The sequence below is a fragment of the Sphingomonas cannabina genome, assembly GCF_021391395.1.
GTDB classification, from domain to species: Bacteria; Pseudomonadota; Alphaproteobacteria; order Sphingomonadales; family Sphingomonadaceae; genus Sphingomonas; species Sphingomonas cannabina.
On the sequence record NZ_CP090059.1, the window covers coordinates 4,082,168 to 4,096,197 of the forward strand.

At 68.0% G+C, this 14,030-nt stretch carries 10 protein-coding genes; 7 read left to right on the top strand and 3 right to left on the bottom strand.

Annotated elements, in window-relative coordinates:
- Window positions 1–15 precede the first annotated feature (15 nt).
- Genes LZK98_RS19200 through LZK98_RS19210 form a run of 3 tightly spaced genes read right to left on the bottom strand, consistent with a single transcriptional unit; the run spans window position 16 to window position 6,335 of the window.
- Window positions 16–1,641, bottom strand: coding sequence for an alpha-glucosidase family protein (locus LZK98_RS19200; RefSeq protein ID WP_233784112.1), 1,626 nt, complete (start codon window positions 1,639–1,641; stop codon window positions 16–18).
- A complete protein-coding gene (locus LZK98_RS19205) occupies window positions 1,638–3,458 on the bottom strand; it encodes an alpha-amylase family glycosyl hydrolase (protein ID WP_233784113.1) in 1,821 nt (606 codons plus the stop codon). The genes LZK98_RS19200 and LZK98_RS19205 overlap by 4 nt, the downstream gene beginning before the upstream one ends.
- A gap of 60 nt (window positions 3,459–3,518) precedes the next feature.
- On the bottom strand, window positions 3,519–6,335 hold the full coding sequence (locus LZK98_RS19210) for a TonB-dependent receptor (protein ID WP_233784114.1): 2,817 nt from the start codon (window positions 6,333–6,335) through the stop codon (window positions 3,519–3,521).
- 183 nt (window positions 6,336–6,518) lie between these two features.
- Between LZK98_RS19210 and LZK98_RS19215 the strand changes: the two genes are divergently transcribed.
- The 7 genes from LZK98_RS19215 to LZK98_RS19245 all read left to right on the top strand — a co-directional run bounded on the left by LZK98_RS19215 (window position 6,519) and on the right by LZK98_RS19245 (window position 14,017).
- Window positions 6,519–7,553, top strand: coding sequence for a LacI family DNA-binding transcriptional regulator (locus LZK98_RS19215; RefSeq protein WP_233784115.1), 1,035 nt, complete (start codon window positions 6,519–6,521; stop codon window positions 7,551–7,553).
- A 272-nt stretch (window positions 7,554–7,825) separates the two neighbouring features.
- A complete protein-coding gene (locus LZK98_RS19220; RefSeq protein ID WP_233784116.1) occupies window positions 7,826–8,638 on the top strand; it encodes a phytanoyl-CoA dioxygenase family protein in 813 nt (270 codons plus the stop codon).
- Window positions 8,639–8,646: 8 nt separating this feature from the next.
- The gene (locus LZK98_RS19225; RefSeq protein ID WP_233784117.1) at window positions 8,647–9,747 is read left to right on the top strand and encodes an alcohol dehydrogenase catalytic domain-containing protein; all 1,101 of its coding nucleotides are present in this window, start codon (window positions 8,647–8,649) and stop codon (window positions 9,745–9,747) included.
- Window positions 9,744–10,583: an alpha/beta hydrolase gene (locus LZK98_RS19230; protein WP_233784118.1), complete on the top strand. Its 840-nt coding sequence runs from the start codon at window positions 9,744–9,746 to the stop codon at window positions 10,581–10,583. Before LZK98_RS19225 ends, LZK98_RS19230 begins: the two co-directional genes overlap by 4 nt.
- Window positions 10,580–12,145 (top strand): alpha-amylase family glycosyl hydrolase, encoded by a 1,566-nt coding sequence (locus tag LZK98_RS19235; RefSeq protein ID WP_233784119.1) that lies wholly within the window; start codon window positions 10,580–10,582, stop codon window positions 12,143–12,145. Before LZK98_RS19230 ends, LZK98_RS19235 begins: the two co-directional genes overlap by 4 nt.
- Before the next feature lie 32 nt (window positions 12,146–12,177).
- Window positions 12,178–13,053 carry a helix-turn-helix transcriptional regulator gene (locus LZK98_RS19240; RefSeq protein ID WP_233784120.1) on the top strand — a complete coding sequence of 292 codons (876 nt, stop codon included), beginning with the start codon at window positions 12,178–12,180 and terminating at the stop codon, window positions 13,051–13,053.
- A 331-nt stretch (window positions 13,054–13,384) separates the two neighbouring features.
- Entirely contained in the window at window positions 13,385–14,017 is a 633-nt protein-coding gene (locus LZK98_RS19245) for an alpha/beta hydrolase (RefSeq protein ID WP_233784121.1), read from the top strand.
- The last annotated feature ends 13 nt before the right edge of the window (window positions 14,018–14,030 follow it).

The following is a 14,030-nucleotide window of genomic DNA, read 5'->3' on the forward strand; positions in this document are numbered from 1 at the left end:
CAGCCGTCACACTCCTCACCCGATCCGCCGCGCGACGAAGCCCGACAGCGCCGGCAGGCTCCAGCCTTCACCATCCCGGCTGCGCGCAACGACCTGCCAGCGGGCCGGCTGCGGCGGCTCCCAGCCGCTGTCCTCATGGGCGAAGTTGAAGGCGCAGATCATGTGCTCGCCATCATAGGTGCGCTCGAAGACGAGCAGCTTATCCGAAGCCTCGATCACCGTCATGTCGCCGATCAGCAGCGCGTCATACGCCTTGCGCAGCGCCAGCACTTCGCGGGTGAAAGCGAGCATCGAGCCAGGGTCCGCCGCCTGCACGTCCACCGCCAGGCCGGCGTGATCCGGACCGACCGGCAGCCACGGCTTGCCCGAGGTGAAGCCCAGCGCATGGGCGTCGTGCCGCCACGGCATCGGCGTGCGTGCGCCGTCGCGCGACAGGGTGAGCGGCCAGTTGCTGATCGCCTCCGGGTCCTGGAGGTCGTCGTAGCCGACCTCGACCTGGGTCAGCCCCAGCTCCTCGCCGTAATAGAGGAAGATGTTGCCGCGCAGCGTCGCCAGCAGCAGCATCTTCATCCGCGCGAAGCGGCCGTAGTCGGCAGGGTCCGCCCAGCGCGATAAGGCGCGCGGCGCGTCGTGGTTCTCGAACGCCCAGCTCGGCCAGCTCATGTCGGGACCGGACGGCCAGCGCTCGACCGCGTCGCGGATGATGCGCGGCGTCAGCTCCGACGCATAGAGGAAGTCGAAGCCATAGGCGGTGTTGAGCCCGCGCTCGCGATGCGTGAACAGCTTCATCTCGCGGTCGCTGTCGGCGCCGCCGACCTCGGCCACGGTGAAGCGGTCGCCATAGGCGTCGAGGTTGGCGCGGACGCGGGCGAGGAAGTCGGGGATCTCCGGCTGCGACTGGTTGTGGATGTGGAGCTGATAGTCGAACGAGCGCGTGCGTGGGCTGCCGTCGTCGGGCGCGGGCGGATTGTCGGTCAGCGCCGGATTGTGCATCGTGAAGTTGATCGCATCGAGCCGGAAGCCGTCGACGCCGCGGTCGAGCCAAAAGCAGCCGACCTCGATCAGCGCCTGCTGCACCGCCGGGTTGCGCACGTTGAGCTGCGGCTGGGAGCTCAGGAAGTTGTGGAGATAGTATTGCCGGCGCCGCGCGTCCCAGGTCCAGGCCGGGCCGCCGAACACCGATTGCCAGTTGTTGGGCGGGCCGCCGTCGGACTTGGCGTCTGCCCAGACGTACCAATCGGCCTTGGGGTTGGTGCGGTCGGAGCGGCTTTCGAGAAACCAGCCGTGGACATCCGAGGTGTGAGAGTAGACTTGGTCGACGATCACCTTCAGACCGAGCGCGTGCGCGCGTTGGACAAGCGCGTCGAAATCGTCCAGCGTCCCGAAGATGGGGTCGACGTCGCAATAGTCGGCGACGTCATAGCCGAAGTCCTTCATCGGCGAGGGGAAGAAGGGCGACAGCCAGATCGCGTCTACCCCGAGCGACGCGACATGATCGAGATGCGCGGTGATGCCGGGAAGGTCCCCCACCCCGTCGCCGTTCGAATCGGCGAAGCTGCGCGGATAGATCTGGTAGATCGACGCGCCCCGCCACCATTCGCGCGTCGCGCGCGGCGCCGGCTTCGGGTTCGCTTCGCTCATTTCGCCTCCCCGGCCGCGCAGACGGCATAGCCGAGCGCCGGCAGCCTGACGGCCACGCTGCCGGGCCGCGTCGCCTGCGCCGGGCACACGCCCGCGAGCGCCGTGAAACTCGCGGACCTCACGTCGACTTCGACATTGGCCGCAATCGGTGCGGTGGAAGTGTTGTAGAGCAGCAGCATTTCCCTTCCATTGTCGGGTTCGAAGCGCGACACCGCGAACAGCCCCGGCTTGTCGCCGGCGAAGCGCACGACCTGACGCCCGCGCCGGAGCGCCGCATGTCCGGTGCGGATGCGCGCGAGCGTGGCGATCTCGCGGTAGAGCGGATGATCGGAATCGAAGTTGGAATCGGCCGTGGTCCTGGTCGTGCCGAGCAGCCGGTTGTCGTTGTAGCTCGCCACCTTCGACGGGAACATGTCCTCGCGCGCGTCCTGGTCGCCGCCGTCGCCGACGAACCCCTGCTCGTCGCCCGAATAGATCGTCGGCACGCCGCGCAGCGTCAGCAGCATCGCATGGGCGAGCAGATCGCGCTTCAGCAGCTCGTCGGGGGTCGCCTTGGGATTGATCGCCGCGTCGGTCGTGGCGGTGCGCCCGGCATCGTGATTGCTGACGAAGGTCGGCAGCCGCCGCGCGGTCGCCTCGCCACCCTCGTAGAGCGGATCGGCGGCGAAGACGCGCGCCAGCTGATCGGTGCCGCCCTTGCCCGCGCTGGCTTCGTTGACCGCGGCGGAAAAGGCGAAGTCGAGCACTGTCGGCAGCCGGTCGACGTGAGTATGGCGCGCGAGCACGGCGGGATCGGGGTCCGCCACCTCGCCGAAGATATGGAAATTGGGGATGCCCCTCGCCTTCGCCCGCTCGAGCATCGCGGGCACGAACGCTTGCCAGAATTCCGGATTCACATGCCGCGCGGTGTCGATGCGGAAGCCGTCGACGCCGAACCGGTCGATCCAACTGCCGAAGATGTCGATCATGCCGGCGACGACCCGCGGATTCTCGGTCATCAGATCGTCGAGCCCCGCGAAGTCGCCCAGAAGCGCGCTTTCGCCGAACATCGCGTTGCCGCGATTGTGGTAATAGATCGGGTCGTTGAGCCAGTCCGGCACCTTCACCCGCGCTTCGGCCGGCGGGATGATCGGGGGATAGGCATAGGTCGGGTCGGTGAGCCTGGCGAAATTCTCCGCCGTCTGCACGCCGTCGCCCGCGAAGCCGGGATTGATCGCCGCTCCGCCGGTCCCGCCGCGTGCCTGATAGGGATAGTCGGCGCGGCTGCGATAGGGGCAGTCCCGCCCTTGGCACTCGCGGAACTGGATCACGTCAGCGGTGTGGTTGGCGACGATGTCCATATAGACCTTGATCCCGCGCGCGTGCGCGGCGTCGACCAGCGCCTTGAAGTCGGCATTGGTGCCGAAATGCGGATCGACCTGAGTGAAATCGGTGATCCAATAGCCGTGATAGCCGGCCGATTCCTGCCCCGGCGGGCCCTGCACCGGCTTGTTCTTGAAGATCGGCGCCACCCAGATCGCGGTGATGCCGAGCCCTTGGAGATAGTCGAGCCGCTGGGTCACGCCCTTGAGGTCGCCGCCGTGGTAGAACCCCTTGGCGGCGGGGTCGAAGCCCGTCTTCAGGCGATCCCCGGAAAGCCCGCCGCGATCGTTCGCCGGATCGCCGTTCTCGAACCGGTCGGGCAGCAGGAAGTAGATGACCTCGTCCTCGGGCAGCCGATCGCGGAAACCTGCCTGCGACTGCGCCGCGACCGGCACCGGCGCGCCCGCCATCGCCAGCGCGGAGATCAGCAGGGCCGCAGCCCTCGAAACCGTCATCGCACTCTACTCCGACGCGCGTCGCCTGCCCGCCGAAGAGCGGGCAGGCGATGCAATTGCTCAGAACTTGTAGGTGAACCCCGCCAGGAAGCGGCGGCCATAGGTCTGGTAGTCGATCACCTGCTCGGGATGACCGGGATTGTAGGTCTTGAACGGCTCGTCGGTGAGGTTCTGGCCCTGGAGGTACAGCGACAGGCCCTTGAACGCGCCGTCCGAGAAATCATAGCCGATCTGCGCATCGACGATCGTCTCCGGCGCGGCGCGGCGGCGGACGGGGGTGGCGCCGAACGCGGAGACGTCGCCGATGAAGGTCGAGCGGTAACGGACGCTGCCGCGCGCCGAGAAGCCCCATTTCTCGAAGAAGGCGGTGCCGTTCACCACCCACTTCGAATAGCCGGGCAGGTTGTCGGTGGGATCGCCGGGCCGCGGATGGATCTTGGTGATCGTATAGGAGCCGCCGCCGGTCAGGCCGAAGCCGTCGAGCGCACTGACGACGCCGCCGAGCGGGAGCGTGCCGGCCAGCTCGACGCCGTAGAGCTTGCCGCCCTTGCCGTTGATCGGCACGGTCATGAAGCCGTTGTAGTTGATCGTGCGCGGCAGTTGGACGCTCGGATCGTTGGGATCGGGAAGATAGGTGCCCGGATCGCCGACCGGATAGCCGGTGAAGTCGAACGGGATGGTCGCGTTGTAGACGTAGCTTTCGAGGTCCTTCCAGAAGAACTGCGCCGCGAGATAGCCGCGCGTGCCGAAATATTTCTCGAAGGTGAGGTCGGCGGCCCAGGCGCGCCACGGCCGCAGCACCGGGTTGCCCGAGCTGCCGTCGACACGGGCGACGGTGGGATCGCCGCCGGCGCCCATATTGAAGCCGTAGCTGGTCGACGCCTTCATGTCGTCGAGCTTGGGCCGGATGATCTCGCGCGCCGCGCCGAAGCGGATCACGAAGTCGCTCGGGAAGCGCAGCGACAGGTTGAGGCTGGGCAGCCAGTCGTCGAAGGTCGCGCCCTCGTGCCGCGCGATGCCCAGGATGTTGGGCGATCCGTTGGGGTTGAAGCCCGCGAATATCGCCGACGCGCCGTTCGAATGCTGCGAGGTGGCGGCGAACTGGACGCCGACGTTGCCGGTCAGCTCGGCCGATCCGACGTGCGACTTGATGTTCGCCTGGAGATAGGCGGTCATCACCTTTTCGGAGACGTCATAGCCCTTCACCACGACGTCGCCATAGGGGTTGGCGATCAGGTGGTAGATGCCCGAATTGAGCAGCGCGACCGGATCGTAGCTGATGACCGGCCCCAGCCCGAGATAGGACAGGTTGGTGGTGCCGAGCCGGAACTCCGGCGGCACCGGCACGCTCACCGTCCCGTCGGTGTTGGCGACGAGGCCGACGAACGCCTCGTTCGGCGTCAGCGACTTGCTGCGATCGGTATAGTTCAGGCCGAACTGGACGCTGCGCAGGAAACCGTTGTCGATCTCCTTCTCCACCTCCGCGCGATACTGCCACAGCCGGTCCTTGATGACGCGGTTGTTGTAATAGCCGTCCTGGCCGCCGCGGATGGCGTCGCCATTCAGGCCGATCAGCGTGCCGCCCCACCCTTGCGGGCTGGTGAGCAGGATGGTGTTCCAGTCGCCATAGTCGAGCACATGATCGAAGGTCGTGCCGCTGCCCGACGAGCGGAAATTGACCGTGTCGGTCGCGCCCGATCCGACGCGGCCGGTGCCGGCATAGGTCTCCAGCGTCAGCTCGTTGCGGTCGGTGCGCGAATGGCTGACGTCGAACGTCGCCTTCCACCCGTCGTCGCCCTCGTACTTGCCGTTCCAGCCGAACGAATAGAGCTTGGCATGGCGCTGGAAGGCATCGTTGCGGACGACGCCCTTGACCCCGGTATAGGTGCCCGAGGTGACGAGGCCGCCGGTCGCCTGCGCATTGGTGAGCGGCACGCCGCCCCACAGCAGCGGCATCTCGACGCCGCGCTTGATCTGGTCGTCCTTGAAGTCCGAATAGAAGGCGTCGAAGGTGGTGGTGAATTCCGGCGCGGGCCGCCACTGGACCGTGCCCTGGAGACCGAGCCGCTTGAGCGTAGTCGAGGTGTTGTAGGACTTGGAGCCGCCGATCACCGGGCCGGCCGGGGTATCGGCATAGCCCCAGCTGTTGAACTCCTGGATCTGGTACGGCTCGTCGACATAGCTCGCCGACAGCGCGACGCCGATCGTGTCATTGGCGAACTTGTCGACATAGGTGCCGTTGACGCGGTAGCCATATTCCTTCGACCCGGCGTTGAGCTTGCCGAGATCGGAATAGATGCCGCGCGCGCCGACCGAGATGACACGCTTGCCATAGTCGAGCGGGCGGATGGTGCGCAGGTCGACCGTGCCGGCGAGGCCCTGGCCGACCAGGCTCGCCATCGGCGTCTTGTAGACGTTGACCTGGCTGATCACCTCGGACGGATACTGGTCGTACTCGACCGCGCGGTTGTCGCCGGTCGAGGTCTGCTCGCGGCCGTTGAGCAGCGTGGTCGAGAAGTCCGGCGCGAAGCCGCGGATCGAGATGACGTTCGAGCGGCCCGACACGCGCTGCGAGGTGAGGCCCGGCAGGCGCGCGATCGATTCGGCGATCGAGGCGTCGGGGAGCTTGCCGATGTCCTCCGCCGAGATCGATTCGACGACCTGGTCGCGGTTCTTCTTCTCCGCCACCGCGCTCTCGAGCGCCGCGCGGAAGCCGGTGACGACGATGTCCTGTTGATCCGGCTGGTCCGGCACCTGGGTGTCCGGCACCGCGGTATCGGCCGACTGGGCGAAGGACGGCGCCGCCGCCAGCGCCATCGCCAGCGCGCTCGCGCCGACCGAAAGCCGGGCCGCCATGGAAGAATTGAGCTTGGTCATCAGTCCCCTCCCGATCTGCCGGCGGCCTCTCAAATGTCCGCTCGGCTGGTATCTGAAGGTCGTGTGTGTCGCCGCGGCCACTCAATTCCAAGATTCCGGCATACGTATTCAGCCTCAGCTTCCGCTTGTCTGCGGGCGCGACTAGGATGAGTTGCAAGGACTATGGGTCCCTTGCAGAGCAGAATGCGTTCGGTGCACGCCAAGCCCACTTCGTTCGACATCGCCGCGCTTGCCGGCGTCTCCCAGCCGACCGTGTCCCGCGCGCTGCGCGGCGACCGGACCGTGAGCGAGGCGACCCGCAAGCGCGTCGAGGCGATCGCGCGCCAGCTCAACTACAAGGTCGACAAGAACGCTTCGAACCTGAGGCGCGGGCAGAGCAACACGCTGGCGCTGCTGTTCTTCCAGGACCCGACGCCCGACGAGACGCTGATCAATCCCTTCTTCCTGTCGATGCTGGGCTCGATCACGCGGACCTGTGCGCTGAGGGGCTACGACCTGCTCACCTCGTTCCAGCAGCTCTCCGCCGACTGGCACGTCGATTACGAGGACAGCCATCGCGCCGACGGCATCATCCTGCTCGGCTATGGCGACTACGAGCTCTACCGCGCCCGGCTCGACCATCTCGTCGAGCATGGTACCCATTTCGTGCGCTGGGGCTCGGTCGAGCCGGGCAGCGCGGGCACCACGATCGGCTGCGACAATCGCGGCGGCGGGCGGCTGGCGGGAGAGCATCTGATCGCGGGCGGACGACGGCACATCGCCTTTCTCGGCGAAGCGAACAAGCGTTATCCCGAATTCCGCAATCGCTATCTCGGACTCTGCGATGCGCAGCGCGACGCCGGACTGATCCCGGACATCGGGCTGCAGGTCGATTCGATCACCACCGAGGAGGCGGGCTATGCCGCCGCCCGACAGCTGATCGGGCGCGGCATTCCCTTCGACGCGATCTTCGCCGGCTCGGACCTGATCGCGATCGGGGCGATGCAGGCATTGGCCGAGCACGGCCTCGAGGTTCCGCGCGACGTCGCGATCGTCGGCTTCGACGACATTCCCGCCGCGCGGCTGACCCAGCCGGCGCTGACCACCATCGCGCAGGACTATGCCCGCGCCGGCGAGCTGCTGGTCGACTCGCTGATCCGCCAGATCAATCGCGAGCCGGCCGACACGACGGTGCTGCCCGCGCGGCTGGTGGAGCGGCAGTCGAGCGGGCGCGGCTAGACCTGGATTGTCATGCCGGACTTGGTCCGGCATCCACTTCTCCACGAAGGCAGGCGGCGAGGTTCCAGCTGGAATCTCGAAACCTTTAGTTGTGCGCCCGGTGGACCCCGGAACAAGTCCGGGGTGACGAGTAAGTGGGTCACATTCCGCAACCCGTTCCAAAGGTCATCGATCCGATAGTTTTTGGCCTGCCGCCCGATAGCCGCGACGGCTGCGGCCGCATCTGTGTGAGATTATGCTGGCCTCCAAGAACAGACGCAGGAGATGCCAGGATGCCGATCGACCTCGATCGCCCCTATCCGATTTCACCCGAGCAGGTCGCGCAGTTCCGCAACGACGGGTTCATCAAGCTCAAGCACGTGTTCTCGGCCGAGGAGCTTCGCTATTACGGCGAAGAGATCACGCTGCTCACCATCGCGCTCAACACGCAGACGCTGCCGCTCGAGGAGCGCAGCACCTATGACCGCGCCTTCCTGCAGATCATGAACCTGTGGGAGGAGAGTTCGGTCGCACGCGAGTTCGTGTTCGGCAAGCGGCTCGCCGGAATCGCCGCGGCGCTGCTCGAGGTGGAGGGCGTGCGGCTCTATCACGACCAATCGCTCTACAAGGAGCCGGGCGGCGGCATCACCCCGGCCCACGCGGACCAATATTACTGGCCGGTCTCCAGCGACCGCACCATCACCGCCTGGGTGCCGCTGCAGGCGGTGCCGCAGGACATGGGGCCGCTCGCCTTCTTCGCCGGCAGCCAGCATATCGAGTTCGGCCGCGACCTCGGCATCTCCGACGAGAGCGAGCGCGAGATCACGCGCAACATGGAGGCGCATGGCTTCCCGGTGGTCGACGCGCCGTTCGACCTCGGCGAGGTGAGCTTCCACCTCGGCTGGACCTTCCACCGCGCCGGGCCGAACCGGTCGCAGCGGCCGCGCTCGGTGATGACCGTGATCTACATGGACCGCGACATGGTGCTGAAGGCGCCGAGCAACGACATGCAGCGGCACGACTGGGAACGCTGGTGCCCGGGCGCCGAGGTCGGCAAGGTGATCGACACGCGGCTCAACCCCGTGCTGTTCGAGCGCGCCGCGTGAGCGCAGGCGTGGCCGTCGGTCCGGCGGCGATCGCCGACGGCCGGGGCGGCTTCACGATCGAGACGATCGACGTCGACCCGCCCGGTCCCGGCGAGGTCCGGGTGACGATCGCGGCGGCGGGCGTGTGCCATACCGACCATGCCTCGCTGCGCTGGCCGGGGCCGCTGGTGATGGGGCATGAAGGTGCCGGCCATGTCGAGGCGATCGGCGACGGCGTCACCGGCCTCGAGGTCGGGCAGCCCGTCCTGCTCAACTGGGCGATCCCCTGCGGCGCCTGTTTCCAGTGCGACCGCGGCGCCGAGGCGCTGTGCGAGCGCACCCATGAGATCGACCCGTCGGCGCTCGGCACCAGCCGCGCCCATGCCGGCGGGACACGCCTCGACGGCAAGTCGGTCGAGCGTGCCTTTCACCTCGGCACCTTCTCGCGTCATGCGCTGGTCCGGGCCGAGGCGGTGACGCCGCTGCCCCCGGAATTGCCGGCCGAGATCGCCTGCATCCTCGGCTGCGCGGTGATGACCGGCGTCGGGTCGGTGGTGAATGTGGCGGAGGTCGCGCCGGGGGACAGCGTGGCGGTGGTCGGGTGCGGCGGCGTGGGACTGAACGTGATCCAGGGCGCCCGCATCGCCGGAGCTGCGACCATCATCGCGATCGACCGAGTCCAGGCGCGGCTCGATCATGCCCGAGCGTTAGGTGCCACCCATCTGCTGGGCGCGGGCGACGATGACGGCGAGCGGCTGGTAACGGAAGTTCGCGCGCTGACCGGCGGGCGCGGGGCCGATCACGCCTTCGAGGCAACGGGCGTCCCCGCCCTCGCCTTCCTGCCGCTGCGCCTGGTCCGGAACGGCGGCAATGCGTTGCAGGTGAGCGGCGCGCATGGCACCGGCAGCGTCGCGCTGATCGATTTCTTCTGGAACAAGCGCTATCTCGCCCCGCTCTACGGCGGCTGCGTGCCGGAACGCGATTTTCCCCGCCTGTTCGGCTGGGCGGCGGACGGCAGCCTCGAGCTCGCCTCGCTGATCAGCCACCGCTACCCGCTCGAGGCGCTCGACCGTGCCTTTGCCGACATGCTCGAAGGAAGGAGCACCAAAAGCGTGCTGATGTTCGCATGAGCCGCGGAAGCCCGTTCCGCACGATCGAGCGCTCGGACCCGGCGATCCCGGCCGACGATCTCGAATTCCTCACCGTCAAGAGCCGGGCGCTGAGCCAGCGTGCCGACGTGACGCTGTATGTCCCGCCCGAGTTCAGGGGCGTCCGCGACCTGCCGATCGTGATGCTGCTCCACGGGGTTTACAGCTCGCACTGGGCCTGGGCGCTGAAAGGCGGCGCCCATCTCACCGCCGCACGGCTGATGGCGGAGGGTTCGCTGCCGCCGGTGGCGCTGGTGATGCCGTCGGACGGCCTGTGGGGCGACGGATCGGGCTATGTCCCGCACGCCCGGCTCGATTTCGAGCAATGGATCGTCAAGGAGGTGCCCGCGCTCGCCGCCCATGTCGTCGAGGGCTGCACCGCCGATTCGCCGCTGCTCGTCGGAGGACTCAGCATGGGTGGGTTCGGGGCGCTGTGCCTTGCCGGCAAATATCCGGACCGCTTCGCTGCCGCATCGGCCCATTCCGCGGTCACCGAAGCGCAGCAGCTCGACGCGCTGATCGAGGAAAGCCGCGAATGGTGGAGCATCGCGGACTGCGACACCAGCGTGCTGGCGGCGCTCACCGAAGCGCCTGGGCCACTGCCGCCGATCCGGTTCGACTGCGGGCTCGACGACCCCTTCCTGGCGGCGAACCGGGCGCTGCATTTCGCGCTGGAGCAGCGCGGGGTTCCGCACGTCTATGCCGAGCGACCCGGCGGGCACGACTGGCGCTACTGGTCGAGCGCGATCGAGGAGACGCTGCGCTTCTTCGGCCGCGTGCTGTGCGGCGACAGGACGGTCATGGAGAGGAACGGATGAGGATCGCCCGCACGCTTGCCGGATTGGCCATGGCCGCGGCGCTCGCCGCCGCCGCGCCGGCGCAATCCCCTGCGCCGCCGCCGCTCGCGCCGGCGGGCGAGGAGGTCTTCTATCACATCTTCATGCGCAGCTTCCGCGATTCCAACGGCGACCGCATCGGCGACCTTAAGGGGCTGACCGAGAAGCTCGGCTATCTGAAGCAGCTCGGCGTGACCTCGATCCTGCTGACGCCGCTCCAGCCCTCGCCCTTCTACCACAATTATTTCGCGACCGACTTCGAGGGCATCGACCCGGCCTATGGCACGATGGACGATTATTTCGCCTTCGTCCGCGCCGCGCACGGCCTTGGCCTCAAGGTCTATCTCGACCAGGAGATCCAGTATGTCGCGGACGGACATCCGTGGCTGGAGCAATCGCGGGGGCGGCCGAACGCGCCGCTCGGCGACCATATCCTGTGGCGCCGCCCGGGCCATCAAGAGCCGGAGCCGTTCCTCAACCAGCCCGCCTGGCAGAGCTATGACGGCCGCTACATCGGCATCGCGATGGTCGACATGCGCCAGCCGGCGGTGAAGCGCTATTTCGAGCGGCTGTTCCTGTTCTGGGCCGACCCGCACGGCGACGGCAGCGGCCGCGACGGCGTCGACGGCTACCGGATCGACCACATGATGGACGATCTCGACAACAAGCATCTGCTCAAGAACCTGTTCGCCGATTTCTGGACGCCGATCATCGCGAAGGTGAAGGCGCGGAGGCCCGGCTTCCGCATCCTCGCCGAGCAGGCCGACTGGGGATATGGCGAGGACTGGCTGAACCGCGGCAACGCCGATCTCGTCTTCGCCTTCCCGCTGCGCGGCGCGATGACCAAGCTCGACAAGCCGGCGATCGTCGCCGCGATCCGCGAGACCGAGGCGAAGACCCCAGCCGGCAAGGGCCAGATCACTTTCCTCGAGAACCACGACACCGACCGGCTGATGTCGCTGGTCGACAACGACCCGGCCCGCGCGCGCGCCGCGGCGGCGATCGCGCTGATGCTGAAGGGCGAGCCGCTGCTCTACTATGGCCAGGAGCTCGGCATGCGCGGCGTGACGCGCAAGGGCACCATGTCGGACGCCGCGCACATCCCGCTGCGCGAGGCGTTCCGCTGGTCGGCCGATCTCGACGCGGCGGGGTCGGCGACCTGGTACAAGGGCGACGACCGCCCGTGGTGGATCGAGCGCGCCAACCGATCGCACGACGGCGTCTCGATCGAAGAGGAGGCTGGCCGGCCGGATTCGCTCCTCAACTGGTATCGCACGCTGCTCGCGCTGCGCCGCGATCGGTCGGAGCTGCGTGAAGGGACCCAGCGCCTGGCCTGCGACGACGGATCGCCGGTGCTGTGCGTGGTGCGCGAGGCGGGCGGCCGCCGGACGCTGCTGATGGTCAATCTCGGCAAGGGTGACGCCGAGGCGCATCCTGCCGGGCTCGGTTCGGGCTGGGTCGACCTGATCGACCGCAGCGCGGCCGCCGATCCGTCGGCCCTCAGGCTCAGGCCGCTGGAGGTGCGGATCCTCGGCACCCCTTGACGATGGTGCAGTACCGGGCGGAGAGCAGGCGGATGGCCACGTCCGACCTCGACCGCCCGATCTGCGAGCCGGTGGAGCTGCGCCCCGGCGCGGGGCTGCGCGTCGAGCGCGTGCGCCAGGGGCCGGGCTCGCCGCCGAGCACGCCGTTCCCGCACTTCCACGACGTGCATGAGCTGGTGCTGTTCGGCCGCGTCTCCGGCCATTTCACCGCCGAGGGGCGCCGCTATGCGCTGGCGCCGGGCTGCGTCGTGTTCGTGCCGTCGATGTGCCAGCACGACTTTGCGCTGGGCCCGGGCCCGCGCGACTGGGTGCTGGTCCAGATCGATGCGATCGCCGGGGAAGCGCTGGGGCAGGCGCCGGGGCTCGAGCGGCTCTCCGCGCCCTTCTGCGCCAAGCCCGATTCGATCCAGCAGGGCCGCCTCGACATGCTCGCCGATTGGCTGACCGAGCTGTCGGCGGCCGATGCGCTGGCGCTGCCGATCGCCGAGCTGCTGCTGCGCGGGGTCGTGCGGTCGCCCGCCATCGACGGCGAGCCGCTGGCCGCCGACCGCACCGGGATCGACCGGCTGCGTCCCGCGCTCGACCGCCTGCGCCGCGATCCGGCTCTTGCACCTTCATTGGAAGAAGCGGCGGCGCTCTGTTCGCTGTCGCCGGCCTATTTCAGCCGGCGGTTCCGCCAGCAGATCGGCCTCGCCTGGAGCGATTATGTCCGCACGCACCGGCTGCACCTCGCCAGCCGCTATCTGCTCGAAAGCGAACAGAGCATCGCCGAGATCGCCTATCGGCTGGGCTTCGCGACGCCCTCGCACTTCGGCGAATTGTTCCACCGGCGGTTCGGGATGACGCCCAAAGCCTATCGCAGGGTCGGCCACGCGACCGTCGCGCGCGATTCGGCTACGCGGCATTAGAGACGGGAAAAGGTCTCCCGTAGCCTGATTTCCAGTCGTCACCCCGGACTTGTTCCGGGGTCCACCGGGAGGCAAGGACCGGACAAGAGGTTCGAGCGCAACCCGCGAGACGCAGTGGACCCCGGAACAAGTCCGGGGTGACGCCGAGGAGAGTTGAGATGTCGGCCTCCGACTCTCAAGATCCCGTGCCCAAGCGTTCATCTCACCTTCAGCTTCGCCTCGTCGCAAAGGCTATTGCATAGCGGATAGGTGGGAATAGCTTCGCGCATTCCGGCCCGGAGTCGCATGGGGCTCATCCCATGACATCCTGACCGCTGCAGGAGAGGTGGCGATGCCCGTTTCCGCTGCGTTCGAAGAGTTTCCGGCGATCATTGCGGTGTCCGATCGGAGCGATTCGTCGCGCTGGCTCCATGCCCTCGACGGGCCGAAGGTCGAGCTCGGCGTGCATGGGCTGGGTCGGCGCAACGTGTGGGCGGCAAGGCTCGACGAGGCGGTGCGGCGGACGCGCGGCAAGGTCGTGCTGATCGCCGAATCGGTCAGCTGCTTCGCCGTCGCCTGGTGGGCGCGGCTGTCGCCGACCGCCTATGTCGCCGACGTGGCGGGCGCGCTGCTGCTCGATCCGCTCGGCACCGGCGCGGCGAAGCCCTCAGTCGGGCTCAAATCCTTCTCGGCGCCGAGCACGCCGCTGCCGTTCCCTTCACTCCTCTACACCGACGCCGATACGGCCGAGGCGGGCGCGCAGGCCGCGACGCTCGCAACCAATTGGGGCAGCCGGTTCGTCCATGCCTCCGCGCTCGCGCTGGTGGCGGCGGGGCAGGGCGCCGAGACCGATGGCGAGCGCCGTCTCGGCCAGCTGCTCGACGGCGTGCTGAACGGCACGATCACCGAGCCGAAGGTGGCCGAACTCCAGGGTTATCCCGCACAAACGACCTCCCTCGCTCGCCGGTTCTGGCGCGGCGCCTGACGCCGGGAGGACA

What these genes read in the sequence shown, in the direction of transcription:
- LZK98_RS19210 (WP_233784114.1), bottom strand. Translation starts at nt 6,335, where the DNA reads ATGACCAAGCTCAATTCTTCCATGGCGGCCCGGCTTTCGGTCGGCGCG.
- LZK98_RS19230 (WP_233784118.1), top strand. Translation starts at nt 9,744, where the DNA reads ATGAGCCGCGGAAGCCCGTTCCGCACGATCGAGCGCTCGGACCCGGCG.
- LZK98_RS19200 (WP_233784112.1), bottom strand. Translation starts at nt 1,641, where the DNA reads ATGAGCGAAGCGAACCCGAAGCCGGCGCCGCGCGCGACGCGCGAATGG.
- LZK98_RS19235 (WP_233784119.1), top strand. Translation starts at nt 10,580, where the DNA reads ATGAGGATCGCCCGCACGCTTGCCGGATTGGCCATGGCCGCGGCGCTC.
- LZK98_RS19215 (WP_233784115.1), top strand. Translation starts at nt 6,519, where the DNA reads ATGCGTTCGGTGCACGCCAAGCCCACTTCGTTCGACATCGCCGCGCTT.
- LZK98_RS19245 (WP_233784121.1), top strand. Translation starts at nt 13,385, where the DNA reads ATGCCCGTTTCCGCTGCGTTCGAAGAGTTTCCGGCGATCATTGCGGTG.
- LZK98_RS19220 (WP_233784116.1), top strand. Translation starts at nt 7,826, where the DNA reads ATGCCGATCGACCTCGATCGCCCCTATCCGATTTCACCCGAGCAGGTC.
- LZK98_RS19205 (WP_233784113.1), bottom strand. Translation starts at nt 3,458, where the DNA reads ATGACGGTTTCGAGGGCTGCGGCCCTGCTGATCTCCGCGCTGGCGATG.
- LZK98_RS19240 (WP_233784120.1), top strand. Translation starts at nt 12,178, where the DNA reads ATGGCCACGTCCGACCTCGACCGCCCGATCTGCGAGCCGGTGGAGCTG.